The organism is Paenibacillus sp. sg306046 (genome assembly GCF_059821225.1).
The window spans coordinates 14,699-40,352 of record NZ_JCAMRT010000001.1 but is presented as its reverse complement, the minus strand read 5'-3'; the positions used below and the strand labels follow the sequence as shown (position 1 = coordinate 40,352).

General features: G+C 55.8%; 23 protein-coding genes. 15 read left to right on the top strand and 8 right to left on the bottom strand.

Annotation, left to right across the window (positions count from 1 at the left end; translation table 11 throughout):
• Nucleotides 1-221: 221 nt before the first annotated feature.
• Nucleotides 222-1,106, bottom strand: coding sequence for a FadR/GntR family transcriptional regulator (locus tag AC6ROY_RS00160; protein WP_500097937.1), 885 nt, complete (start codon nt 1,104-1,106; stop codon nt 222-224).
• Between the two features lie 234 nt (nt 1,107-1,340).
• Here AC6ROY_RS00160 and AC6ROY_RS00155 point away from each other — a divergent pair, with 234 nt between their 5' ends.
• The 4 genes from AC6ROY_RS00155 to AC6ROY_RS00140 all read left to right on the top strand — a co-directional run bounded on the left by AC6ROY_RS00155 (nt 1,341) and on the right by AC6ROY_RS00140 (nt 5,499).
• Nucleotides 1,341-2,489 (top strand): CaiB/BaiF CoA transferase family protein, encoded by a 1,149-nt coding sequence (locus AC6ROY_RS00155; protein ID WP_500098275.1) that lies wholly within the window; start codon nt 1,341-1,343, stop codon nt 2,487-2,489.
• Nucleotides 2,486-2,935 (top strand): MaoC family dehydratase, encoded by a 450-nt coding sequence (locus tag AC6ROY_RS00150; protein WP_500097936.1) that lies wholly within the window; start codon nt 2,486-2,488, stop codon nt 2,933-2,935. The genes AC6ROY_RS00155 and AC6ROY_RS00150 overlap by 4 nt, the downstream gene beginning before the upstream one ends.
• Before the next feature lie 5 nt (nt 2,936-2,940).
• Nucleotides 2,941-4,209: an extracellular solute-binding protein gene (locus tag AC6ROY_RS00145; RefSeq protein WP_500097935.1), complete on the top strand. Its 1,269-nt coding sequence runs from the start codon at nt 2,941-2,943 to the stop codon at nt 4,207-4,209.
• Between the two features lie 129 nt (nt 4,210-4,338).
• Complete coding sequence (locus AC6ROY_RS00140) at nt 4,339-5,499, top strand: ABC transporter substrate-binding protein (protein WP_500097934.1); 1,161 nt, start codon at nt 4,339-4,341, stop codon at nt 5,497-5,499.
• A gap of 424 nt (nt 5,500-5,923) precedes the next feature.
• Here the strand turns inward: AC6ROY_RS00140 and AC6ROY_RS00135 are convergent, their stop codons facing one another.
• From AC6ROY_RS00135 to AC6ROY_RS00125, 3 genes are read right to left on the bottom strand one after another with little or no spacing between them, the layout of a single operon-like run.
• On the bottom strand, nt 5,924-7,048 hold the full coding sequence (locus AC6ROY_RS00135) for a hypothetical protein (protein ID WP_500097933.1): 1,125 nt from the start codon (nt 7,046-7,048) through the stop codon (nt 5,924-5,926).
• A 21-nt stretch (nt 7,049-7,069) separates the two neighbouring features.
• Complete coding sequence (locus AC6ROY_RS00130; RefSeq protein WP_500097932.1) at nt 7,070-7,558, bottom strand: pyridoxamine 5'-phosphate oxidase family protein; 489 nt, start codon at nt 7,556-7,558, stop codon at nt 7,070-7,072.
• Nucleotides 7,555-7,959 carry a MarR family winged helix-turn-helix transcriptional regulator gene (locus tag AC6ROY_RS00125; protein WP_500098274.1) on the bottom strand — a complete coding sequence of 135 codons (405 nt, stop codon included), beginning with the start codon at nt 7,957-7,959 and terminating at the stop codon, nt 7,555-7,557. The genes AC6ROY_RS00130 and AC6ROY_RS00125 overlap by 4 nt, the downstream gene beginning before the upstream one ends.
• A 271-nt stretch (nt 7,960-8,230) precedes the next feature.
• On the opposite strand from AC6ROY_RS00125, the gene AC6ROY_RS00120 reads away from it, so the two are divergent.
• The 8 genes from AC6ROY_RS00120 to AC6ROY_RS00085 all read left to right on the top strand — a co-directional run bounded on the left by AC6ROY_RS00120 (nt 8,231) and on the right by AC6ROY_RS00085 (nt 18,789).
• On the top strand, nt 8,231-10,204 hold the full coding sequence (locus AC6ROY_RS00120; RefSeq protein ID WP_500097931.1) for an ABC transporter substrate-binding protein: 1,974 nt from the start codon (nt 8,231-8,233) through the stop codon (nt 10,202-10,204).
• 288 nt (nt 10,205-10,492) lie between these two features.
• A complete protein-coding gene (htpG, locus tag AC6ROY_RS00115) occupies nt 10,493-12,373 on the top strand; it encodes a molecular chaperone HtpG (RefSeq protein WP_500097930.1) in 1,881 nt (626 codons plus the stop codon).
• Nucleotides 12,374-12,589: 216 nt separating this feature from the next.
• The gene (locus AC6ROY_RS00110) at nt 12,590-13,303 is read left to right on the top strand and encodes a polyphosphate polymerase domain-containing protein (RefSeq protein ID WP_500097929.1); all 714 of its coding nucleotides are present in this window, start codon (nt 12,590-12,592) and stop codon (nt 13,301-13,303) included.
• A 1-nt stretch (nt 13,304) separates the two neighbouring features.
• Nucleotides 13,305-14,057, top strand: a complete 753-nt coding sequence (locus AC6ROY_RS00105) for a DUF4956 domain-containing protein (RefSeq protein ID WP_500097928.1) — start codon at nt 13,305-13,307, stop codon at nt 14,055-14,057.
• Between the two features lie 16 nt (nt 14,058-14,073).
• On the top strand, nt 14,074-16,053 hold the full coding sequence (locus AC6ROY_RS00100) for a CotH kinase family protein (protein WP_500097927.1): 1,980 nt from the start codon (nt 14,074-14,076) through the stop codon (nt 16,051-16,053).
• 473 nt (nt 16,054-16,526) lie between these two features.
• Nucleotides 16,527-16,979 carry a hypothetical protein gene (locus AC6ROY_RS00095; protein WP_500097926.1) on the top strand — a complete coding sequence of 151 codons (453 nt, stop codon included), beginning with the start codon at nt 16,527-16,529 and terminating at the stop codon, nt 16,977-16,979.
• Nucleotides 16,961-17,788 (top strand): Ppx/GppA phosphatase family protein, encoded by an 828-nt coding sequence (locus AC6ROY_RS00090; protein ID WP_500097925.1) that lies wholly within the window; start codon nt 16,961-16,963, stop codon nt 17,786-17,788. Before AC6ROY_RS00095 ends, AC6ROY_RS00090 begins: the two co-directional genes overlap by 19 nt.
• The gene (locus tag AC6ROY_RS00085; RefSeq protein WP_500097924.1) at nt 17,785-18,789 is read left to right on the top strand and encodes an MFS transporter; all 1,005 of its coding nucleotides are present in this window, start codon (nt 17,785-17,787) and stop codon (nt 18,787-18,789) included. Before AC6ROY_RS00090 ends, AC6ROY_RS00085 begins: the two co-directional genes overlap by 4 nt.
• A gap of 144 nt (nt 18,790-18,933) precedes the next feature.
• On the opposite strand, the gene AC6ROY_RS00080 is transcribed toward AC6ROY_RS00085, so the two are convergent.
• Nucleotides 18,934-20,022, bottom strand: coding sequence for a DUF1648 domain-containing protein (locus AC6ROY_RS00080; RefSeq protein WP_500097923.1), 1,089 nt, complete (start codon nt 20,020-20,022; stop codon nt 18,934-18,936).
• Nucleotides 20,019-20,423, bottom strand: a complete 405-nt coding sequence (locus AC6ROY_RS00075; protein ID WP_500097922.1) for a GntR family transcriptional regulator — start codon at nt 20,421-20,423, stop codon at nt 20,019-20,021. Before AC6ROY_RS00075 ends, AC6ROY_RS00080 begins: the two co-directional genes overlap by 4 nt.
• Nucleotides 20,424-20,601: 178 nt before the next feature.
• Here AC6ROY_RS00075 and hmpA point away from each other — a divergent pair, with 178 nt between their 5' ends.
• Nucleotides 20,602-21,816, top strand: coding sequence for an NO-inducible flavohemoprotein (hmpA, locus tag AC6ROY_RS00070; protein WP_500097921.1), 1,215 nt, complete (start codon nt 20,602-20,604; stop codon nt 21,814-21,816).
• On the opposite strand, the gene AC6ROY_RS00065 is transcribed toward hmpA, so the two are convergent.
• On the bottom strand, nt 21,783-22,310 hold the full coding sequence (locus AC6ROY_RS00065; RefSeq protein WP_500097920.1) for a Crp/Fnr family transcriptional regulator: 528 nt from the start codon (nt 22,308-22,310) through the stop codon (nt 21,783-21,785). The genes hmpA and AC6ROY_RS00065 overlap by 34 nt on opposite strands.
• 289 nt (nt 22,311-22,599) lie before the next feature.
• Between AC6ROY_RS00065 and AC6ROY_RS00060 the strand changes: the two genes are divergently transcribed.
• Entirely contained in the window at nt 22,600-22,776 is a 177-nt protein-coding gene (locus AC6ROY_RS00060) for a hypothetical protein (RefSeq protein WP_500097919.1), read from the top strand.
• Between the two features lie 52 nt (nt 22,777-22,828).
• Here the strand turns inward: AC6ROY_RS00060 and AC6ROY_RS00055 are convergent, their stop codons facing one another.
• A complete protein-coding gene (locus AC6ROY_RS00055) occupies nt 22,829-23,296 on the bottom strand; it encodes a hypothetical protein (RefSeq protein WP_500097918.1) in 468 nt (155 codons plus the stop codon).
• A gap of 377 nt (nt 23,297-23,673) precedes the next feature.
• On the opposite strand from AC6ROY_RS00055, the gene AC6ROY_RS00050 reads away from it, so the two are divergent.
• A complete protein-coding gene (locus AC6ROY_RS00050; protein WP_500097917.1) occupies nt 23,674-25,545 on the top strand; it encodes a rhamnogalacturonan lyase in 1,872 nt (623 codons plus the stop codon).
• The last annotated feature ends 109 nt before the right edge of the window (nt 25,546-25,654 follow it).

Here is a 25,654-nt window from a genome sequence, read left to right as displayed (position 1 = left end):
TGTTCTGTCCGTCAGAACGCGCAAGATGAACAGGCAGCCCGTCTCCGATGGAGGCGGGCTGCCTGTTGGCGTTTCGCGGCGGCTGGCGGGCAACGCGTGCGAAGGAACGAGCCGGCGGAAGCATCGTCCGCCGGCCGTTGTCAGGCCAGCGGCATCCGGCTGGGGCTTGCGGCTACGGCTGACCCGACAACGCGGGCGCATGGCCGAGCTGAGCCGAGCCGTCAGCTGTCGGGAGCGTCGCCGATCTGCTCGTAAAATTGCCCCGAGCGCTCGAAGAAATCGTGCATCGCAGCCCGGACGCTTGCGGCGTCACGGCTTGCGAGCGCGTCTACGACCAGCCGCCGGGCGCGCAGACCATGCTCGATCGCGCCCGGCACGCCGAGCAGGCGCAGGCTTGTTTCCCGGCGCAGATGAACCATCGTCTGCATGAGCTTGCTGTAGATGCGGTTCCCGCAGCAGTCGCCGACGAGCAAATCCAGCGCATCCAGCCGGTCCAGCGCCGCCTCCGGTACGGCCAGCACGGTAGCATCCGCAGCCGCCAGCCTGGCCGTTTCGTTTGTCGGCGGGCGGCTTGTTGCGCGTGCGTCGGGTGTGGGATCCTCAGCTGGCCGCGGGCTTGTTGCGTGTGTGTCGGATGCGGTATCGTCAGTTGGCGGCAATGCAGCCAGCTCCGCTGTGGAGAGCGGCAGGGCGTCTGCTTCGATAGAAGCAAGCAGCAGCTCGATACGGGCCAATTCCTCGTCCGTCGCTTGCGCGGCTGCCGAGACGTATACCTCGGTTTCGATCAGTCTGCGGGCCGCGTACACTTCATGCAGGTTGCCAAGCTCATTTTGGAACAAATACGTGATCGTTTCCTTGGACAGCGGCGTTTCCTGCTCGGTGACGAAGCTGCCCTCGCCCGGCTTGATGTGGATCAGGCCGATCAGCGACAGCGCCCGCAGCGCTTCCCGCACCCGGCCGCGTGTGACGTTCAGCTGCTCGGCCAAATCACGCTCCGTCGGGAGGCGCTCGCCCGGCTTCAGCTCGCCGGAGCGGATCAGCTCCGCGATTTGCTCCATAATTTGCTCGGTGACGGTGATCCGCTTGACCGCTTTGATCTGAACCATATCATGTAAGCCTCCAATACAATCGTTAAAATAGCCATTGAATCCCAATCCAAAAGGTGATAAGCTGATGTCGTGGTTATCGTGGTAGTACCAGAAAACCAGAATCTCCTGTTAGCAAGTATAGCATACCGGATGTGCAGCTCCCAAGCGGGCGCGCATTTATTTTTTTGTTTATCTTGGTAGTACCAGAATACCAAATCAGCTATCTGCTGAATTAGAGGAGGATGTTAGGTGATCAAGCCATTAGAAGGGCTGCTGGTGCTTGACTTTGCCCAGTTTTTGTCCGGTCCGTCCGCCGCGCTGCGGCTGGCCGATCTCGGAGCGCGCGTGATCAAAATTGAACGGCCGGACGGAGGCGATTTATGCCGTCGGCTGTATATTTCGAATTTGGAGCTGGATGGAGACAGCACGTTGTTTCATTCGATCAACCGGAATAAAGAAAGCGTATCCGCGAATCTCAAGGACCCGGACGATCTGGCGTTTGTCCGTTCGCTGATCGCCCGCGCCGATGTGATGATTCAGAACTTTCGTCCGGGCGTGATGGAAAAAATAGGGCTGGACTATGCGACCGTGAAGGCATGGAATCCGCGGCTCGTGTACGGCGAAATTACCGGCTATGGCAAGTCGGGGCCGTGGCGGGGCAAGCCGGGACAAGACCTGCTCGTCCAGTCGCTGTCGGGTCTGCCGTGGCTCAACGGCAACTCGGATCAGCCGCCGGTGCCGTTCGGGCTGGCGATTGCCGATATGTATGCGGGCGCGCATCTGGTGCAGGGCATCCTGGCTTGTCTGGTGCGGCGCGGAGTAACGGGAGAAGGCGGGTATGTGGAGGTCAGCCTGCTGGAATCGCTGCTTGATTTCCAGTTCGAGGTACTGACGACGTATTTGAACGACGGCGGTCAGCTGCCGCAGCGGAGCGGGGTCAACAACGCCCATGCGTATTTGGCGGCGCCGTATGGCATCTATGCGACGGCGGACGGCTTTATCGCGCTGGCGATGGGATCGGTGACGGAACTGGGGCGGCTGCTGGAATGTGAAGCGCTGCTGGCTTATCCGGATGCGAAAACCTGGTTCACAAGCCGCGACGAAATCAAGGCGCTGCTTCGCGATCACTTGAGCACGCGGCCGACCGGTGAATGGCTGCAGCGGCTGGAGCCGGCCGATTATTGGTGCGCGGATGTGTTGACCTGGCCGCAGCTGATGGAGCATGAAGCGTTCCGGCAGCTGCAGATGACGCAGCGGGTGACGACAGGCTCCGGGGCGGAGCTGACGGCGACGCGCTGTCCGATCCGGATCGACGGCGGGCTGCTGCTGTCGGCGCAGGGCGCGCCGAAAATCGGGGAGCATAATGAACAAATTCGTGCGGAGGTGGCGGCGACATTATGATGCAGTCCATTTTTTTCGAGGAGTATATGGTAGGGGATGTGCGGCGTACAGGCGGGCGGACGGTGACGGAAACGGACATTGTGCTGCACGCCGGGCAGACGGGGGACTTTTACCCGCATCATATGGACGCGGAGTGGTGCAAAACGCAGGAGTTCGGGCAGCGGATTGCTCACGGAACGCTGATCTTCAGTATGGCTGTCGGCATGACGGCGGGCGCGATCAATCCGGAGGCGATGTCGTACGGCTATGACCGGCTCCGTTTTCTGCGGCCTGTAGTCATCGGCGATACGATTCAGGTCCAGGTGACGATCCACGACAAACGGGATCATCCGAAGCGGACGCAGCAAGGCATTGTCAGCGAGCTGTGTGAGGTCGTGAACCAGCGGGGCGAAACGGTGCTTGTCTGCGAGCATCTGCTGCTGGTGCGGCGCAAGGAAGGAGTGTGAGCGGGATGGAGCTGGAGCAGCGGCTGCGGTTGATTTCCCGCGAATTCGGCGGGTTTGAGCTGTCCTTTGCAGCGCAGGCGGAGAACTTCGCGTCACGGCATCCCGGCTGGCAGGTGGAGCGTGAGTTTGAAACGATTCACCGGCTGTATGAACGGATGGTTCAGCGGCAGGAGGCGGCGAGCGACCGCTACGATTTATTTCTGTGCGTAACGGACTGGCTGCCGGAGGCGATTCGCGATGGGCTGCTGCTGCCGCTTGATCGGTATTTGCAGGCGGACCCGCCGGAGGGGTGGCCGGAGGCATGGTCGCCCAGCATGCGCGGACTGCAGACAACGGCGGGCGGGCGCGTCTACGGACTGGCGTATCATGACGGGCCGGAAATGTTCATTTACCGCAGCGATCTGTTTGAAAGCGCTGTAGAGCAGGCGGCATTCCGCGAGCGCTATGGCTATCCGCTGGCCGTTCCGGAGACGTGGTCGCAATTTCTGGATGCGGCACAGTTTTTCACTCGGCCGGAGCAAGGGCTGTACGGCGCGCTGACGGCTTCTTTCCCGGACGGGCATAATCATGTCTATGATTTTCTTATTCAGCTGTGGAGCCGGGGCGGCGAGCTGCTGGATGAGGCAGGCCGGGCGGCCTTCCATGGCGCGGCGGGAGCCGAGTCGCTGCAATTTCTGGTCGATCTGCTGCACCGTCATCGCGTCGTTCCGCTGGAGGCGCTGGAGCTGGACAGCATCCGCAGCGGGCAGTACTTTGCCCGGGGCGGGGCGGCGATGATGTGGAACTGGTGCGGCTTCGCGGCGATGGCGGAAATGCCGGAGCTGTCGTCGGTCGTCGGCAAGGTGAAGACGGGACTCATTCCGCGTGGCGACGGACCGGACGGGCGGCATACGTCGCTTAATATTTATTGGGTGCTGGGCATCCCGGCAGGCAGCAGCCAGCCGGAGCAGGCGTACCAGTTTATCAAGGAAACGGCGAGCCGGGCGATGGATAAGGTCACCTCGCTGTCCGGCGGCAATGGCACGCGGCTGTCCACCTGGCGCGATGCGGAGGTACGCCGTCAATTTCCGTATTACGAGCGGATCGAGGAGGTACACGGTCAAGTGCGCCACATGCCGCCAATTCCCGAGTATCCGCGGATCAATGAAGTGCTGGCTGCGATGGTCGATGACACGCTGCGCTTGAACAAGCCGGTCGCGGAGGCGCTGGAACAGGCGGCGCGGCAGGTCGATGCGATCAGGGCTGCGGCGGAAGCGGCGGCAGGCCGCGAGTAAGGCGGCTGTTATGGAAGGTACGTGATAAAACGGTTAGCTTGCCGCGCGGAGGAACAGAGGACCGGAGTTCGGAGATGTAAAGCGGGAAAGCTTATTTAACCAGCAAGTGTCGGGAGGAGCAAAAAAACGATGGTGACATTACGCGGGATGACCTGGGATCATCCCAGAGGCATAGGGCCGCTGCAGGCAGCTTCGGTGCTGTTCAGTGAGCAGCATCCAGGTACGGAAATCGTGTGGGAGGCGCGTTCGCTGCACGATTTCGAGGCGTATCCGCTGGAGAAGCTGGCGCAGCGCTACGACCTGATCATGATCGATCATCCGCATATCGGCGCAGCGGTGGACCAGCTGCTGCTGGTGCCGCTGGATGCGTGGCTGCCTAATGCATTTCTGAACGATCAGGCGGCGAACAGTGTAGGTCCGAGTCATGCGAGCTACCAGCTGCAAGGGCGGCAATGGGCGCTTGCAGCTGATGCGGCCGCTCAGGTTAGCGCATACCGCAGCGATTTGCTGGAGCCGCTGGGGCTGGAGCCGCCCCGGACCTGGGAGGAGGTCCGGCAGCTCGTCCGCAGCCTGCCGCCGGGCTTGCAGGTCGGAATGCCGCTGGCGCCAGTGCATGCGTTTGCCAGCTTCGTGACGCTGAGCGCGCAATTGGCCGGATGCGGCTTCTGGAAGCAAGGAGCCGAGCTGCCGCCTGAGGCAGGCGCGGAGGCGCTGGCCCGGCTGCAGGAGCTTGCGCCTGCGCTGCATGCCAGCTCGTTCCACAGCGATCCGATCACGATGTCGGACCGGATGGCCGCAGGCGATGAGATCGCGTATATTCCGCTGATCTACGGCTATTCCAACTATGCCCGCGACGGCTTTGCCGGGCGGTTGATCCGCTACGCCGATATTCCATCGGACAGCGGCGTGCCAAGCGGCAGCATGATCGGCGGCGTCGGCATCGCCGTATCGGCGCATTGCCAGGCGCTGCAAGAGGCGGTGGAGTTTGTGCAGCTTGTGATGGATGGCGAGTTCCAGCGCACGATCTATACGACCAGCGGCGGCCAGCCCGGCCATCGTTCCGCGTGGATGGACCGTGAGGCGAACCGGCTGACGAACGGCTTTTTCGCCCAGACGCTGCGCACGCTTGATGAAGGCTACCTGCGTCCGCGCTTCGACGGGTTTATCGCGTTTCAGGAGCAGGCAGGCGTCCGCATCCGCGAGTTTCTGGCGAAGCGGGAGCAGGGCAGGGAGCAGCTTGTCCGCGAGCTGAATGGTCTGGTAGGAAGGCTGAGCGGGGCGGGCGTATAGCCGTCCGGCGGTGAGTGGCAGGTGTGGGGCGGCAGGAGCTCTCAGCGGCTGGATTGCCTTGTTAACTACATGTCCGTCTCCAGTAGACAAGTATCTTTTAAAAAATGGACATTTCCTCTCCATCACTCACACCGTTTACTTACCCATATCTAGACATCGGTATACTCGCCCCATCAAGATATAGATTTTAAACGCATCATGCTTGATATGACTACAGTGTGTGGGGTGTCCATCTTATGAAAGACAAAATCACTGGAAATGTCTTTCTCCAGTAGACACTCCCGCCTGCAGGTGACCCGGCGTTCCAACACAGCATAAGATGGTGCAGCGAAACGCAATCTTCCATTATCAGGGCGACAGAGGCGCGGTTGCCGCTGAAACTTCCATCTTTCACCTTATAAATGTTCACTTTTATCATCAGGCGCTAATCGTTTGCAACTCCAGGCTCGCGGTCGGTTTGCGGCGCCAGCCCGGTTTTAACAATCAATCCCCAGCCAAACATGCCTTCCTCAGCAGTCAGCTCGGCGCGAATGGTATTTACTCCAGCCTGCCACCTTATCGCGACGGCCGCGTGGTCCGGCCGGATTCGTCCGTCGCTCAGGGGCGGATTCCACTGCCATTGTCCTGCGTACACCTGCTGCTCATTCACCCATAGCCGAACCTTGTCGCTGTAACCAAGCGTCAACATGCTGTCGGCCGCAGCGGCCAGCGTCACTGTGCTTGTGAGCTGAACGGTCAGCCCGCTGATCCCTGCCGGAGCAAGCCGGTTCATATTCAGGCAGCCGTTTTCCTCGACAACCGCCTTCTTCCATTCACGTGCCGGGATGCCGGTTGCTTGCTCCGGTTGCTCCGGAGACTGCCGCTCCAGCTTAGGCTGCCGGGATTCGATATACGGCTCCGAGACAAGCCATTCCGTGACAAAGGACTGCTGGGCAAGCAGCGCAAGCCTCGCTGCATCCGGCAGGCCGTTCCCCGGCTTGCTAGAGACGGGCGGCGTAAGCTCCTCGACGGTCAGGCTGCGGATAAAGGACGGCAGGTTGCCCCAGACGCCGACCCGGCCGCCGGCAGGCCCATGCATCAGATTCGGAATGACAAGCTGCGGGATGGCGTCGTCGTTGACATACACGGCGACCGTCGCCGAGCAAACCTCGATGGCAAGCGACCCCCAGCCGCCTGCGGAAAATGGCGCAGCCGCTTGATAAGCCGGACCGTTGTACAGCTGCCAGGTCGTTGAGCCGTTCATAACGGAATCGTACTGGAGCTGGCCTGGCTCCCCATGGCTGGCGGGGGACAAGTAGATCAGCTCATAATTGTCCAGATCGCGGATGCCGAAGGCAAAGCCGATAAAGCCCTCCGGACCGGGCACAGCGACTTCAGCGCGGAGCCGGTAGCAAGCATACGGAATCTCCTCGCGCAGCATGACCGGAATGGTGTGCAGTCCGTTGAACGCGAGCGCTTCCCGGCCTTGCCAGGAGGCAACGTGCGCTCCGGACGCCCCGACGTCGAACCCTTGTAAGTCGTCTGTCAAGCTCCAAGCTAAATGGTTCATGCAGAATCCCTCCAGTATCCGTTATAAGTCAAAACTCAAGTTTTGCAGCCCCTGATAATAATTGCCCTCCTGCGCCGTGAAGCCCAGCACGCAATACTCGGGGTCGTTTACGCCTTCCGGGTAGTAGGCTTCCCAGCCGTCCGTCCACAGCTGCTGCTTGAGATCACGGTCAGTGACGATGTCCATCTGTCCGAGCAGCATCAGCCCGGCAAACAGCTCCGGCCGGTACACGTACAGGCTGGCCCGTCCATCCCGCTTGAACTGGGCTACACGGCGCGATGAGGCATGCGTGCTGAGCCAAACGTGGCGCAAACCGTCCGACCTGATCTTAAACATGGCTTTCATATGCGGGTAGCCATCCGGCCCGAGGGAGCCGACGATCGTAATTTCGGCTTGCTCCAGCAGCTCCGCCGCCCTGCGCTTCGCGTCCTCCTGCTCCATGGGAACGAGGCCTTGGCTGACCAGCAGCTCGGCGGCCTTCATACCCTTGTCTCGATAGCTGTCGTTCATGCGTCGGTACCCCGCTTCGCAGACGATTCCTGCTGCTCCAAATTGTGAAAGACACGGGCGAGCAAGCTTTCGAACCGGTCGATGTCCGTGGCGCTGAAGCCTGCGTAATACAGCTCGGTCATGTCCAGCGATACCTCGTCATAGGCCTGCTTCATCCGTTTGTTTTGCTCCGTCAGCCGGATCAGCACCTTGCGCCGGTCTTCTTCGGGAAATACGCGGGTCACATGGCCGACCTCCTCCAGCTTGTCCAGCATGCGGGTGAGCGTGGACTTGCCGAGTGATGTCCGCTTCGCCAGCTCCTGGATCGGAATTTCATCTTGCTCCCACAGTACAAACAAAATCCGGCCCTGGGCAGGATTAATATCGTGAATATTGTACTGCTTGAGCTTTTTTGCGAAGATACGGCCAGACAGCTGATGGATTTTGGAAATGAGGAAGCCTCCCTGACGTGTCGGGTTTATCGCTGCTCACTCCTTTCGTTTAACGAAGTTGTTGTATATAAGATAGTTGTATATCGTACTAATGTCAATTGAAAATTAGGCGAAGCCGGATTTGTGCTCCAGCCTCCGCTTGCGGGTCGTTTTATCATGGCTGCGCATATTGCTCATTCCGTAGATTTCCGCTACACTTTAAAGCTGATAACGATTCTCACAGCAGGAGGGACGGAAGCGCATGGACGTAAAGGAGCATATGCTGCTGTGGAACCACGCCTCGCTCAAGGTGCTGGACATCCGGCATGTCCGGATGCAGCTTGGTGAAGAACGGCAGGCCTATCAGCTTCCGGCCAGTGCTTTTATGTATACGGTGCGGGGCGGCGCCAGCCTCAGGCTTGACGGCCGGACGCATGAGGCGGATACCGGCTATATTTGCCACGCGGGCAAGGGGGCGCGGCTGGATGTGCTGGCGCTGACGGAGCGCCTGGACTATTACTTGATTTTGTACAAGGCGGCGCTGCCGCCGTCTGCGCGTCAGGAATGGCTGAGGCTGCTGGATACGATCCGGCCCTTCCAGACGCAATACGGCTTTGCCTCCGCGCACCCGGCATCCTTATTTGTGACGGTTGATCGGATGCGAGAGGCTTGGGTGCAGGACAGCCCGCTGCACAAGCTGAACGCCAAGGCTTTGTTTTATCAGTTTGTTTGCGAGCTGCTCGGCCAGATGGAGGAGCAGGGCGTTCAGGCTTTGCCGCCCGATCCGGTTGCGCAGGCGATGCATTATATCAACAGCCATTACGCGGAGCCAGTCACGCTGGAGAGGCTGGCCGAGCTGCTTGCGTGCAGCCCGCGGCAGCTGCAGCGGCTGTTCAAGAGCGGCCGCGGCATCGGCCCGATTGATTACTTGATCCAGGTGCGGCTGCAGCACGCCCGGGAGCTGCTGCGCCGGACGGATCTCGGCTTGCGGGAGATTGCCGAAGCGGTCGGCTACGCAGACACGTATTATTTCAGCCGCATGTTTAAAAAGTACACCGGGGCCGCTCCCAGCGTCTATAAGGAGCAAATTCGGCGTGGAGAAGCCGGTCGCCAAAGTCCATCCCGTCTGTCGCGATATGCCATTGCCGCTCCCGCCCGTCGGACGTATAGTGGTATCGGTGATGATGAAAATCATTATCAATACAGAGACGGAGGGCAACTACGCATGTACAAAAAACCAAAGCCGATGCTGGCGGTCAGCCTGATGATCAGTCTTTTGCTGCTGCTGAGCGCTTGTGCAGGCGGTTCAGGCGCGCATACAAATGCCGGAGGCGGGGGGACAGGCGGCGCGGGTCAAGCCGCGCAGCAAGCGGCAGCCGGAACGGATGCCAAGGCGAGCGAGCCGCGCATTATCAAGCATAAGAAGGGTGAATTGAAGCTGGAGAAGCGTCCCGAGAAGATCGTTGTATTGGACGTCCAGTTTGTGGACCAGATGCTGGTACTCGGGGAGCAGCCTGTAGGCAGTGTCATTACAACGGCGGACAAGGCGCAATTTCCCGATTACTTGGCAGGCAAGCTGAAGGAAATGAAGGTGCTCGGCACGAAGGAGGAGCCTAATCTGGAGGCCGTGATGGCGATGGACCCGGACCTCATCATTTGCACCGAGTTTCAGGAGAAGATTTATAATGAGCTGACGAAAATTGCCCCGACCGTCATGTTCGACCGCAATGAGGATTGGCGGGATACGCTGGTCACGGTAGGCAAAATTGTCGATAAGGAGCAGGAAGCGGACAAGGTGCTGACCGAGTACAAACAAAAGGTCGCCAAGCTGAAGTCAGAGCTGACGGCCAAGCTCGGCGGGCAAACCGTCGCGCTGATCCGGATGCGGGACAAAAACATCAGGCTGCATACAACGTCGCATCGTACGGCTGAGACATTGTACAATGATCTCGGATTGACCCCGCCCAAGCAGGTGGTCAATGCGAAGGATTCCAGCACGATGATCTCGCTGGAGGTGCTGCCGGGGCTGAATGCGGACCATTATTTCGTCCTGGCGGACGATACGTCCCGGGAGTTGACCGATGAATTTCAATCAACCGCCATCTGGAAAAATTTGAAGGCTGTGAAGGAAAATCACGTATACCCGGTTAATACGACGATGTGGATCGGCTACTACGGCCCAATTGCGATCAATCTGGTGGTCGATCAAATTGCCGACACCTTGCTGAAATCGTAGCCGGCAAGCGCAACGGAGCCTGCCCCTGCGGCCGCGGCCCCTCTCCCGGAGGAGAAGGCTGCGGCTTTTCGTATCGTGGCCCGTTGTTGAACCTGCTCTGCTTGACAGCTGTACCTTAAGCCTTGATGCACAAGGCTTTTTTCTGCTTGTACGTACAAACTCCCCGACTTGTCCGGATTGTGCCTTGACATCGAAAAACAGGAATGTTATAAAAAAGATGGAAGTAGCACTCAGAGAGCGAGAGTGCTAACGCACAGGTGTGCATTTATGAAAGGGGAGAGATCCGCAGTGGAGAAAAAGCAGTTCCAGGCTGAATCCAAACGTTTATTGGAAATGATGATCAATTCGATCTACACGCAACGGGAAATTTTCCTCCGGGAGCTGATTTCCAATGCAAGCGATGCGATCGACAAAATTTACTACAAAGCGCTGACCGACGATAACCTCGTGTTTGACAAGGACAGCTACTATATTAAGGTTTCCGCCGACAAGGAAAACCGTACGCTGACGCTTCGCGATACGGGGATCGGCATGACGAAGGAAGAGCTGGAGAACAACCTCGGCGTCATCGCCAAAAGCGGCTCGCTCGCATTTAAGAAGGAAAACGAAGCGAAGGACGGCCACGACATTATCGGTCAGTTCGGCGTAGGCTTCTATTCGGCGTTTATGGTGGCCGATGTGGTAACGGTCGTCAGCAAGGCGCTTGGCAGCGATACCGCCTACAAGTGGGAATCGACCGGCGCGGACGGCTATACGATCGAACCGGCTGAGCGGGACGAGGTCGGCACCGAAATTACGCTGAAGATCAAGGGAAATACGGAAGACGACAGCTACGATGAGTTTCTGGAGGAATACCGGCTCAAGTCGATCATCAAGAAATATTCCGATTTTATCCGTTACCCGATCAAAATGGACATTTCCGGCCGCCGTCCTAAGGAAGGCAGCGATAATGAATTTGAGGACTACCAGGAGGAGCAGCGTGTCAACAGCATGGTGCCGATCTGGCGGAAAAACAAAAGCGAGCTGACCCCGGGCGATTACGAAAACTTCTATATGGAGAAGCATTACGGCTTCGAGAAGCCGCTCAAGCATATCCATATCAGCGCGGATGGCGCTGTCGTGTACCAGGCGATTTTGTACATTCCAGGCAGCACGCCGTTTGACTACTATTCCAAGGAGTTCGAGAAAGGGCTGGAGCTGTACGCGAACGGCGTGCTGATCATGAATAAATGCGCCGATCTGCTCCCGGACTACTTTAGCTTCGTCAAAGGGATGGTCGATTCGGAGAGCTTGTCGCTGAACATCTCGCGCGAGATGCTGCAGCATGACCGCCAGCTCAAGCTGATCGCCAAAAACATCGAAAGCAAAATCAAGGGCCAACTGCAAAGCATGCTGCGCGACGAGCGCGAGAAATACGAGCAGTTCTACGGCGCCTTCGGCCGCCAGCTGAAATTCGGCGTCTACAGCGACTACGGCATGCATAAGGAAGTGCTGCAGGACCTGCTGCTGTTCCACTCCTCCAAGGAGAAAAAGCTGGTCACGCTGGACGAGTACGTTTCCCGGATGCCGGAAGACCAGAAGTACATCTACTACGCGTCCGGCCCGTCCAACGAGCGGATCGAGAAGCTGCCGCAAACCGAGCTGGTGGCGGAGAAGGGCTTCGAAATTTTGTACTTCACCGATGATATTGACGAATTTGCGATCAAGATGATCACGAAATATAAGGATAAGGAATTCCGTTCCGTATCCAGCGGCGACCTCGGCATCGAATCGGAGCAATCCGAGGACAAGGACGAAGCGGCCAAAGATTCGCACAAGGAGCTGTTCGCGTACATGAAGACGCTGCTGGCGGACAAGGTATCCGAGGTGCGCGCGTCGAAGCGGCTCAGATCGCATCCGGTCTGCTTGTCCACTGAGGGTGAGGTTACGATTGAGATGGAGAAAATTCTCAACGCGATGCCGAACAACCCGAACGTCAAGGCGGACAAGGTGCTGGAGATCAATGTGAACCATGACGTGTTCAAGTCGCTTGAGACTGCGTTTGCCGGCGATAAGGACAAGCTGAATCTGTATACGGCGCTGCTGTACAATCAGGCTTTGCTGATCGAAGGCTTGCCGCTGCAGGACCCGGTTGAATTTACGAACGATATTTGCAAAATCATGGTGTAACGTCTGGTACACCCGATATAGAGCAAGCTGAGCAGAGCCTCCTTTCACTCGAAGGGAGGTTCTTTTTTTGTTGAATTTGACTTCCTTTTTATGGAATTCATTTTTCAGCCGTTACTCAGCTTCCCTTCAGCGGATCATTATTAAGATATTGTAAATTGAACGTACGGCTTGAGCTAACCAAGAAGTCATTTAATCGGAAGCGAGGTGCCACACCTGATGAATCCCCAGCTGAAATACCGCCATGAGCTGAAATATTATGTGAATTACCATCAATATTATGTGATCCGGCAGCAGCTGAAAAACATCCTGCAGCAGGACCGGAATGCCGGGCCGAGCGGTGAATACCATATCCGCAGCCTTTACTTCGACGATATCGACAACAAGGCGCTGCACGAGAAGCTTGGCGGTGTCCGTGACCGGGAAAAGTACCGAATCCGCATTTACAACTTTTCGGACAAAGTCATTCATCTGGAGAAAAAGATCAAGTTCAACGACTACATCAGCAAGCTTAAGGAGACGCTGAGCCGAAGCACAACCGAGGCGATTTTGGCCGGACAATACGAGGCGCTGAACGTGCCGGAGAAGCCGCTGCTGTTTGCGATGTACCAGGAGGCGACCCAGCGTCTGCTGCGTCCCAAGGTCATTGTCGATTATGTGCGCGAAGCGTATGTATCGCGGATGGGCAATGTGCGGATTACGTTTGACAAAAGCTTGAAGACCGGTCTGAATTCCACCGACCTGTTTAACCCCGAGCTGGGTACGGTGTACGCGTATGACCATAATTTTATCGTGTTCGAGGTGAAGTATGATGAATACTTGCCGGAAACGGTGCGGACGGTCATTCAGGCGAACGGGCTGGTGAGGCAGTCGAATTCGAAGTATGTGATTTGCAGAAAGTTTTTAAAATTCAACTCATGGGAGGATCAATAACATGGCAGAAGCGACGACAATAGCGGCAGCAGCGGCTGCGACCACAACAACAACGACGACGGCCGGTCAGACGGCGACGAATTTTTCCGACATTATTAAAAAATCGGTGCTGCAAAATTTCAGTCAGGATATCAGCATCGCCAAAATATTGCTGACGTTGTCCATTGCTTTTTTCATCGGTCTGTTTATTTATTTCCTGTACAAACGGGTGTTCAGCGGCGTGTTGTATTCCAAAAGCTTCAACGTTTCCTTGATCGGCATGACGCTGGTGACGGCGCTGGTCATTATCGCGATTAACTCCAATCTGGTGCTGTCGCTCGGGATGGTCGGCGCGCTCAGCATTGTGCGTTTCCGGACGCCGATCAAGGACCCGACTGATCTGATCTTTCTGTTCTGGGCGGCTACGGTAGGTATTGTAACAGGCGCTGGCTTTTATTCACTCGCGTTGATCGGTTCGGTCGTCATTGGTCTGGTGTTGTTTCTGTTTATCAAAAACTCGTCGTTTGAAACGCCGTATTTGCTGGTTGTGAACTGCGAAGGAGATGCAAGCGAGCAGGAAATTCAGGCAAAGCTGAACAAGCTGGTGAAGCGTTACAATATCAAGCAAAAAACGGTAACGAAGGACAATATCGAACTGACCGTCGAAGTGCGGCTTGGCAGCAATGAACCCCGGTTCGTCAATGAAATTACAGCGCTTGACGGGGTGAAGCATGCGGTCCTGATCAGCTACAGCGGCGATTACGTATCCCAATAAACGGGCGGTGACGACGATGAAACGAAGAAAATTTCCGCGGTCGCTGCTGGCTCTGCTATGCGCCGCGCTGCTGGTCGCCGGCATTTCCGGGCGGATGGTTGCGCAGGAGACGGTCAAGGCCGGGCAGGTCAGCTCCTCCGCGGCCCAGACGGCGGCTTTCATCGCGGATGAAGTATTTCCGAAGGACAAAGTGATTGACGTCAAAATTACGATGGATGAAGCCGATTTCCAGAGCATGCTGGACAATGCGGAGGCCGAGGAAATGAAGACCGCCTCCGTGGACTATAACGGGATTCACTATGACAATATCGGCATACGCACCAAAGGCAATCTCAGCCTGCGCAGCGTCGTCAATATGGAAGATTCGGACCGGTACAGCTTCAAGCTGTCCTTTGACGAATACATGGACAACCAGACGCTGTATGGCATCAGCAAAATTAATTTGAACAACAATTACAGCGACGCCAGCTATATGCGCGAATATTTGACCTATGAGCTGGCCGAGCAGATGGGGCTGCCGACACCCGGCTATTCCTTCGTCAACGTATACGTAAACGGGGAGCTGCGCGGCTTCTATCTCGCTGTTGAGCAGATCGGCGACGCTTATCTGGAAGCGAATTTCGGCAACGCATACGGGGCGCTCTACAAAGCCGAGATGAACGGCAACGGCGGCGATCTGAAATGGATTGACGACAAGCTCGCATCGTATCCGGCGCTTGTGCAGAAATCCAAATCGTCCAACGGAAACATTCTGGTTGATATGTTAAATGTGCTGAACAACGGCGACGATGACGATTATGAAAAGGTGCTTAATGTGCGGACGGCGCTCGGTTATATTGCGCTGAACTTGCTTACCTCCAATACGGACAGCTATCTGGGCGGCAATAAGCAAAATTATTATTTGTACGAAAATAACGGGATATTCGAGGTGCTTCCGTGGGATTACAACATGGCCTTTGGCGGCCTGGGCGGCCAATCGACGCTGTTTATTGACGAGCCGACGCAGGGTGCGCTCGCTGACCGGCCGCTGATCGCGAAGCTGCTCGCAGTGGACGCATACAAAGATTTGTACCATGACATGATTCGCGAAGGACTGGAAGGTTATCTGGCCAATGACACCTTTACGGCGCGTGTCCGCGAGCTGTCAGCGCTGATCTCTCCTTATGTCGAGCAGGACCCGACGGCGTTTTACACGTATGCGCAATACCAGTCCGGCGTAGAGTCGCTGATCGCCTTCAATGCAAATACAGTTGCCGCTTACACGAAGCAGTTGGACGGCACGTCGCCGATTGCCGGGGATGGCAGCGGCAGCGGTGGCGGTATGGGCGGTGGCATGGGCGGCGGAATGGGTGGTGGACGCGGCGGAAATCGCGGCGGAGACGGCGTGATGGATAACGGAGCGGCCGGGAATGGAGCGGCTGGGAATGGAGCGGCCGGGAATGGAGCGGCAGGAAATGGCGCATCTGTGAACGGTGCGGCAGGCGCAGCCGGAAATGATGCGGCAGGAAATGGAGCCACAGGCAGCCGTGGGACAGGCAGCGTACAGGCATTGGAAAGCGCTAGTGCCAATTCGCGCGACAAAGGCGTCGTCCAGACAGCAGCGACCGAAGCGCAGCAGCTTGTACCAAATGCGGCCAATCAGTCGAACCAGCAAGCTTTGGCAACAGCCGGGCCGAACACGGCTGCGGGTGGACAAGGCGCGACTGTCAACGTGCAAGCTGTAGGCAACCAAGGTCAGGCAGGAGCAAACGCGACCGGTCAGATCGCTGGCAACCAAGGGCCGGGCGGTTTTGGCGGAGGTATGGGCGGACCTCCGGGCATGGGCGGGCCGGGCGGTATGGCAGGCGGCGAAAATGGTCCTGGCGGCATGCGCGGACAGCAGCAGGGGGAGGTTACGGAACAGAATCGGACAGAAGGTCTTATGACGCTTGTTTCGCTCGTACTGCTGATTTCCGCTTGCCTGTTCGTGAATTTATTTCGGAAAAGACGGCTGTAGCGACCTGCTAACGAGTCAGCCAAAGGACTGACAAATCGAATACAAACAGCAGCCACGGTGACGGGGCTACTGTTTGTATGTCAGGGAAATGTCCTCAGAGAAAGGACATTTTCGATAGTTTTGTCTTTTGTAGGGTGGACAATAGGTAGATGGTCTTTGTAAGGAGCAAGAGCGAATTTTAACACAACATGCAGGGTGTTCATGTTATCGCCATACTAGATATGGATCTGGAGAGCCGAGAGAGAGCTAGGAGAGAGCTAAGGTGAATGTCCACCCTTTGAAAGACACGTGTCAACTGGAAAAAGACAGTTCACGGTAAGAAAAAGCTGCTGCCGGAAGTTCAGGCCGTGTGAAAAAAATGGTTGACGTAACAATATTAATTGAACTAATATATGATCTTGTTGGGTTTATTTACAATTTATTAATAAAAAAGTAAATCCTGACTCGTAAATAAACCTGTAGGAGGGTATCTAATGGATAATCAGCTTAAAACGGTTATCAGCGGATCTTATCGGAAGCATCTTGCCGATATGCTGGAGGTCAAAGCTTTTTTGGAGCGCGAAGGCATTTCGGTACTCGCCCCGGTAAGTAACGGAGTTGTAAATCCGGGCGAGGAATTTATTTTGCTGGATGAGGACCCGATTCATGATCCGAGAACGCTTCAGGATTCGATTTTCGCCAAGATGCGCATCTCCTCCTTCCTTGTTGTCGCCAACATTGATGATTACATCGGGAAAGCGGCTGTATTGGAAATGGGCTATGCCGTATCGATCGGGCTGCAAATTTTAAGCCTGGAGCCGGTCAAAGACCCGAATCTGGCCGGTTACTGCCGTTTATTCGAGGAGGTTTTCCCTCAATGGAAAGCCCAGCGGCGCAGCCACATGACGGAAGCAACAGGTGAAGCTTTATGCGCGGAAGCAAAGTAATTCTTGATCTCGGCAGCCACAGCGCCAAATTATTTATACGGACCGAGGGCAAAGTGGAGCAAGCCGGCGTACTGACGTGGGAGCTGCTGGAGGAAGGGACGGAATTTACAGCCGTTGAACAAAAGCTGCAGCAGCTGTTGTCCGCCCATCAAGTTCCTTGGCATGGACAGGATGCGAGAGACATTGAAGCGATCGGGACGGAGGCGATGCGCCGTTCGCCCCGATTGGCTGGACTTATAGATGAAGCCTGCGGCCGGCTCGGCATTGCCTACCGCACGATCAGCCAGGAGACGGAGGCAGAGCTGCTGCATAAGGCGCTAGCCGATTCCCACATTCCCGAGCATCTGGATGTGATCAATGCTGGAGGGGGCAGTATCCAGATCATTTCGCGAACAAGCGTCCGCCCTCACTTGCTTACGTTCGGCATTTCCGATCTGAATCAACAGTTTCATCTGCTTGACTCGCCTGAGAAACGACAGGTCCAAGCGTGCATCAAGTGGGTTGCATCCCGTCTGCCGACGTCGCTCGCCGAGTTTGCGTATACGGGCGGCGAGTTGTCCTACTTGCGGCATTTCGCCGTTCAGCTGGAGGAAGGGTATTGCACGAGGCCTGCTTTTATTGCACTGGCGAACAGGCTGGCCGGGTTGGACCTCGACGCCCTGGAAGCGTCGTCCCCCTTTGATCCGAAGTGGATGCGGGGAGCCGTAGCCTCCAACTGCATCGTGTTGGCCGGACTGGTGAAAACAGGGGCCGCGCAGTTTATGCCGACTGATCTTAATATTGCGCATGGATTTCTGAACCAGCTATGAGAAAACTGCTCGTTATTAAATTTTTGCTCTGCGCCAATCCGTATCTGATTGTATTTTTCCCGATGCTGTTGAGCCGGGGGCTAACGTCCGAGGAAGTTTTGACCGCCATTTCCATCGGTACCTTGATTATGATCGTTGGCGATGGATTATCCAGCTACCTGGTGGACAAATTCGGGCCGAAAAAGCCGGTCATCGTCGCTTCGATCATTCAGGCGATTTCAATTTTTTATTTGGCGGCTTGTACGACCTATACGGAACTGATCGTGTTTGAGCTGCTGATGGGCTTGTCGTTTCCGGCTATTTACGGGGCGGACTCCAAGTGGTTAAAGGCACTTGCTCCTCAAAACGCCCACCGCGAGAAGCTGAATCAAAATGTGTTTTGGTTTTCACAGTTGGTCAGCGCTTGCGCAGGCTGTTTGTTTCTGTTTAACCCGGTTGCGATTTGTGTCATAAACGGTGGATTATATTTGATTGGCGCCGCGTACAGTGTCACCTTGCGCGATGTGCCGCCGACGCAGGCGAATGCGGCCGCAGACAGCGAGGAGGCCGTTCGGGAATTGCCGGCCATTTACTGGAGGCCGATTCTGATTTATGGCTTTCTGATGGGCGGCGTTGCGATTTCATCGTGGTTTCTGCAGTTTGAAGCAAGCAAATTTGCCGATCAGTCGCCTTATTTGTATGCGGGCTTTCAAATTGCCGGGGCCTGCCTGTCGCTAGGCGGCTCCTTGGTCAAGCCGGATTCCAGAGCGGTTTGGATCGGAGTTGCGCTGACCAGCATCCTGATGTACCCTTTATTTGGCTGGCTTGGCTCAAGCGCAGGCCTCTGGATCGCGATTATCGCCGGGTTACTGGCCAGAGGCGCAATCGGTGTGCTTTCCCGCAACCGGGTGCTGAACCGTCTGACGACGAACGCGCCGGTTGCGACGCTTAACTTCTTTTTGGGAGGCTGGGCCAAAATCGTGCAGGCAAGCTTGCTGGCAGCCTTGGCATGGATCAAATAAACGAAGAAGTATCCCCACCGCAGCTAAAGCGGGAAGGATACTTCTTTCTTGTTTAAGATTATCGAATTAAATCACGGATGTATCTTCATCGAAAGTGCTTCGATCCGAAGCTTTTCTTATAGGGCGAAACTGACGCCTTATTCATCAACCGGCAGTTGTGCTCCGTATAATCGCCAGCGCAATCAGCAGCAGCGGCATCAGCAGCAGCGGCCAGCTGACCGGCCGCGCCATATTAAGCGTCCAGCCAATGCCCATCCGCTTCCTGACAAACAGAAGCGGGTCGTCGGGATTATAGTAGAGCAGTCCCGCCTTCCAATAACGGTCGTCATCGTTCGGATGAGGCGTACTGCCGGCAGCGGCAGCCGTCATTCTGGCATGCGCCAGCAGCGCAATCGCGATGATGACGAGCGGAGCTGCGATGGCGGCGACCGTAACGATGATCGCGGGCATCAGCTCGATGATGGCAAACTGGATGATGCCAAATTCCAGCACGATGACGCAGGTGGTACACAGCAGCACCAGTTGTGTTTTTTTCTGCATGTCGGCATGGCTTTCCAGTGATTGCTGGGGGGTGTTCGGGTCCAGGCGCGGGCGCATGCGACTTGTATGCTGGTGAAAGAGGAACATAAAGCCGACCATCCCGAGCTGGAGAATGTTCATCATAAATACGATTAATATCGATTTCGCCTCAGTGCGGTCAACCTCGCCCGCCGAGTTGTAATGTACATTAAGCACATCGGGAATGTTATCGTACATAGCGGACACAACGGCAATATTCAGTAGGATTAGCGCGATGATCGGTAAATACCAGCCGCCAGGCAGCGCGGCTGGCTGCTTGCGTACGGACAAATCGGCGGCTACATAGCGATTGGCCGGCGTATGCCAGCCCTTGACCTGCTTAAGCCGTTTTACGCGATAATGCGTGTACAAATACAAGCAAAAAACAACAGGCGGCGTCATTAAGGCTCCGGCTGCCAGCACGGTGCTTTGCGTCTGTCCCTCGGTGACGCGCAGCAGGGTAAACAGCAGCAGCGCGAGTGCAAGCCCGACTCCGGCGGCAAGCTGCTTATAGCGGCGAACCAGCGCCGCCAGCTCGGCAGAATGCAGGGCTTCGAGCGGAAGAAGCACGCCAAATGCCATACGCTGGCGCAGCTGAAACGGCAGCAGCAGCGCGCTGATGATGAGCGGACTCAGGCACACAAGCATCAGAACGTACACGGGCCACTCCTTCATTGCAATTCCCCCTTTGTTTCACTGTTGGACAGGCGCATGTATAAGTGCTCGACCAGCTCCAGCAGCGTCTGCCTGTTCATCTTGCGGACGATGCATTCTGCTACAATCGGCTGCAGCTCGCTCTCCAGCTTCTCCATATAAGCGGGTGTCGCTTCAGGCATGCTCTGCGGCTGCACAATAACGCCGCGCTTACGGTGAATCTGAATGTAGCCGTCCAGCTTGAGCAACTGATAAGCTTTGTTGACGGTATGCAGGTTAATCCCCAAGTCGCCCGCCAACGCACGGACGGACGGCAACGACTCGCCGGGTTGGAGTCGGCCGGATGCGATGCCCGCGACGATCTGCTGCACGAGTTGCGTATAGATCGGAATGTCGGCTTCGAGATCAAGTCGAATGATCATGCGATCAGCTCCAGTTTGTTATATTTGTTATATATGAAGTATAACAGTTTCTGTATGCTGAAAGCAACCCGCATTCACAGATTGTTGCCATTTCGTGTGATTTCAATCACGTTGCGGACTTCCAGCGTCACCCTATACTTGAGATATAGATCACATAATGAACAAGGAGCTGAGCCTGATGCTTGATCAACAAACAATCGACATCATCAAATCGACTGTACCTGTACTTGAGGTGCATGGAACCGCCATTACAACCCGGTTTTATGAGCGGATGTTCGCCAGTAATCCGGAGCTGTTGAATATTTTCAATCATGCGAATCAGAAGCAGGGCAAGCAGCAGGCCGCGCTGGCCAATGCGGTTTATGCCGCCGCTCAATATATCGACCAGTTGGAGACGATTTTGCCGGTCGTCGGACGAATTGCGCACAAGCATCGCAGTCTGGGCATCCGCGCGGAGCATTATCCGATTGTTGGACAGCATTTGCTCGCCGCGATTAAGGAAGTGCTTGGCGATGCAGCGACGGATGAAATTATGGATGCCTGGGCCAAGGCGTACGGGGTGATCGCATCTGTCTTTATTCAGGTGGAAGACGGCATGTATAAGCAAACCGAGGAGCAGCCAGGCGGCTGGAAAGATTTCAGACCGTTCCTTGTGCAGCGCAAAATTCGCGAGAGCGAAGTCATCACTTCCTTTTACCTGATTCCACAGGATGGGGGCGGATTGGCCGACTTCGAGCCAGGGCAGTACGTCAGCGTCAAGCTGGACATACCGGGTGAGCAGAATACCCATATTCGGCAGTACAGCTTGTCTGACGCGCCGGGTCAGTCTTATTACCGGATATCCGTCAAGCGGGAGGATGCCAATGCGGGCAAGCCGTCCGGTAAAGCATCGGTGTACATGCATCAGCATGTGAGGGAAGGCGATGTATTGTGGCTTTCCGCGCCAGCCGGAGATTTTACGCTCAAGCGGAACGGCACGCAGCCTGTTGTGCTGATTAGCGGAGGAGTCGGACTGACGCCGATGATCAGTATGCTGAACACATTGGCAGCGACGGAGCCGGAACGGTCCGTCACCTTTATTCACGCAGCACAGCATGGCGGCATGCATGCCATGCGTGAGCATGTCGAGGAGCTGGCGCGGCGTCATCCGCAGCTATCCGTCCAGTTCTGTTATGAGCGCCCGACCGGGCGTGACCGGGAAGCGCAGCTGTTTCACAAGGAAGGATTTATTGATGCAGGCTGGCTGGCCGGCGCGGCGGGGACGACCGGGGCTGATTTCTACATGTGCGGACCTACGCCGTTTATGAAGGCTGTGCATGACAGCTTGCTGGAAATCGGCGTTGACAAGGCCAGCATTCACTATGAATTTTTTGGTCCCTCCGGCACCTTGTGAGCACGCAGCAGCCGATTGACCGTTTCCCGGCGCAGACCGATAAATTGTCCGATCTCATCCTGCGTCAGCAGCTCGGCCAGCGGATGATCGCCAAGATACGTTTGCAGCCAACGCTGCAGGCTGAGCAGCTTTTCGGCTGGGGACGTGCGGGATAACTGGTCGATCCGCTGCTGCATCATACGTAATTTATCTTGCAGCTGCAAGGCGATGACGCGGTATTGCGCCGGATCTGCTTCGAGCTGCCGGTACCAGTCGTCGGCAGGCAGCAGCTCGATTTCACAGCTTGAGAGCGCTACCGCTGTGCCGTAGTACGGATTGACCGTCAGCAGGGAATGATGCGGAATCGTTTCGCCCGGTACGATAATATTAACGAGCAGATGATTGCCGTCCGCATGTACGCGAATAATTTTCAATAACCCGCTGTGCAGCCGGTATAAAGGCCCGGTTTCACCTTGACGGAACAACGTTTCGCCCTTGTGTAAATTGCACTTCATCCGACAAGCCTCATCTCCATCCATGGTTCAACTTGCTTATGCTGTAAGCTTATCATAAAAGCAGGCAGGCGGGCAGCGTCTAACCGGCGGCAAGCAGGATGGGGAAGAGTCTGACTGCTGATCGAGCAGCTAAAAAGCGTTCATGGAAGTGGTTTTTTTATCCAAAATTTATAAAATCTTAGTCGCAAAGACTCATGAAAGTTGTATTTTGTTGGATAAACTTGCTTTCCACCCCTATGTCTATGATACTATAGACCTATGAAACTTCAGGGTTGGAGTGTGCTGTGCGATGAAGTTCTACATTTGCTACAAAGGCAAAGTTTTGTACGGTCCTCTGCGTGAGGATGAAGCGCTGGCCAAAATGAAAAGCATGTCTGCGTTATTTGAGAACCTGGAGCTGAAGCCCGTTCCTGCCAGCAAGTACGAAAAAACAAACGACAACAAGCCGTTCGGATTTTTCCAATAAGCGTTAAACGTTCAAAGCCCCCGATCGAGATCGGGGGCTGCTGTCGTTCGGCCTATTGTGCGACCGTATAAACATCGGTGCAAATAACGAGGTTGCCGGAGTAGCGGATCGTGGAAATGCCGAGCTCTTGTTTGGTCGTGTCATACAACCGGCCTTTGCTGTCGACGACCGCCGTGGAAAGTCCGCTGCCGCTGCCTCGAGGCGTTTCGTAGCGAAGCTCCTTCGAATACACGGTTGGTTTGACATGCTTCCAGTCACGCAGCCGGAAGCGGTCTCCGACGATGCTGACCATCCAGGTTTCGCCGTTCGGGCCGGTTGCATAAAATTCACTGCGGTCAGCGGCTGAGACTGTGCCGAGGTAAAATCCCCAGTAGCTGTTAAACCAGACTTCGTGCTGCTGCAGCCGGGGAGCGGCGGAAGCAGTGGCGGCGGTTGACGTTTCGGCTTGGGCAATTGGCAGCGCAAGAAAAAGGCTGCATGTCAGCAGAAGTAAAGTGCGGCTTAGAAACGATTTAAACACGATCCATTCACTCCTTCAAATCTTTGGTTTTCCGTTACTTATTGTAATTCATTCAAGTTCACGCAGCATGAGTCAGGAGGAGTAATAATTTTCCTTTTAAAAATCCTATGCCTCTCTCCATTCGTCAAAAATTCGGTCCATGTACCTGCTCGCGTCTGTATGATGGACCGAACGAATCAGGTAACAAATCGCTATAATGTATGGGTATTTTCGGAAAATGATCGAATTTTTGAACAAAATCCACTGATTTTTAAATTTTAAAATGTTTGTATAAAAGTAAAATAAAACCATATTGGTCAGAAAGGAGTTTTGTAAGCGTTTTAATTTAGAATCATCCCAAATTAAAAAACCTATTTTTAGAAGCGGAGGAATCATTCATGAAAAAGCAATGGGGACAAACATTGAAATGCTCGGCTTTGCTTGCGCTGGGCACAGCGGTTGCAAGTACGGCGCTGCTTCCGGCCGCTCCTGCGGCGGCAGCTACCCGACAGGCGGAAACGCTGAACCGCGGCGTCGTTGCCGTCAAGGTGAGCAGCGGCGTATTTATCAGCTGGCGGCTGCTCGGAACCGAAAGCGCTTCCACTTCATTTAACGTATATCGAAACGGTACAAAGCTGAATGCAACGCCGATTACAAACAGCACCAATTACCAGGATGCGGGCGGGACAACCTCTTCTTCTTATACGGTTCGGGCCGTCGTCAACGGGGCGGAGCAGGCCGCTTCGGCCGCGGCGGCTGTCTGGAGCAACAATTATAAGGACATTCCGCTGCAGAAGCCGGCGGGCGGCACAACACCGGACAATGTCAGCTACACCTACAGCGCTAATGACGCCAGCGTAGGCGATTTGGACGGAGACGGCGAATATGAAATTATTGTCAAGTGGGACCCGTCCAATTCCAAGGATAACTCTCAATCGGGTTACACGGGCAATGTATACCTGGACGCCTATAAGCTGAACGGCACGCGGCTGTGGCGAATTGATCTCGGTAAAAATATCCGCGCTGGCGCCCATTATACGCAGTTTCTCGTGTATGATTTTGATGGAGACGGCAAAGCCGAGGTCGTCTGCAAAACGGCTGACGGGACCATTGACGGCACAGGTGTTGTCATCGGCAATGCCGGCGCGGATTATCGCAATTCCAGCGGGTATGTGCTGAGCGGACCTGAATTTATGACGGTGTTTGCCGGCAATAACGGGAAAGCGCTGTCTACAACCGACTACTTGCCGCCGCGCGGCACGGTGTCAAGCTGGGGCGATTCGTACGGCAACCGGGTAGATCGCTTTCTGGCAGGGGTCGCTTATCTGGACGGCGTGCGACCGAGCCTGATTATGGCGCGCGGCTACTATACCCGTACCGTCGTGGTCGCCTACGATTGGCGGAACGGCGCTTTAACCCGGCGGTGGACGTTCGACAGCAACAGCTCGACCAATGCGGGAACGGCCGGGCAAGGCAATCACAATCTGAGCATCGCCGATGTCGATGGAGACGGCAAGGACGAAATTGCTTACGGCTCGCTGGGTATTGACGATAACGGGACGAAGCTGTACAACACCGGTCTCGGCCACGGCGACGCGATGCACCTGAGCGACTTGAACCCGGACCGCCCAGGACTCGAAGTGTTTCAGGTTCATGAAAATACGTCCGCTGCCTACGGCGCCGAGGTACACGATGCCCAAACCGGTCAGGTGCTGTGGGGAGTTCACACGGGGACAGATACGGGGCGCGGTCTTGCCGCCGATATCGACCCGCGTTATAAAGGAGCGGAGGTGTGGGCCTCAGGCACCGGCTTGTATACGATTACCGGCACCAAAATTTCCGATTCAAGGCCAGGGTCGATTAACTTTGCCATCTGGTGGGATGGCGATTTGTCACGCGAGCTGCTCGATCATACGGGCGGGACAGGTAAAATCGACAAGTGGGATTATAACACGAACAGCCTGATCCGCTTGCTGACCGCAACGGGGACAAGCTCAAACAATTCCACGAAAGCGACCCCGGCGCTGCAGGCGGATCTGCTCGGCGATTGGCGCGAAGAGGTGATTTGGCGGACGGCCGACAGCTCGGCGCTGCGCATCTATACGACAACGGATGTCACGGCGTACAAGCTTCACGCGCTGATGCATGATCCGGTGTACCGGCTCGGCGTAGCCTGGCAAAACGTCGCTTACAACCAGCCGCCGCATACGAGCTACTATTTAGGTACAGGCATGGGGCCAGCGCCCAAGCCGGATATTTACACGCCGTAACGGGGGAGACGCCAAGCTTTTTTTTATTTGCAAGTGATGTATAAGTCCGCTGCAGACGGTTCATACTATTATCAAGGCGGTGGAACAAGAGAGGTGTGGTTCCGTTGGG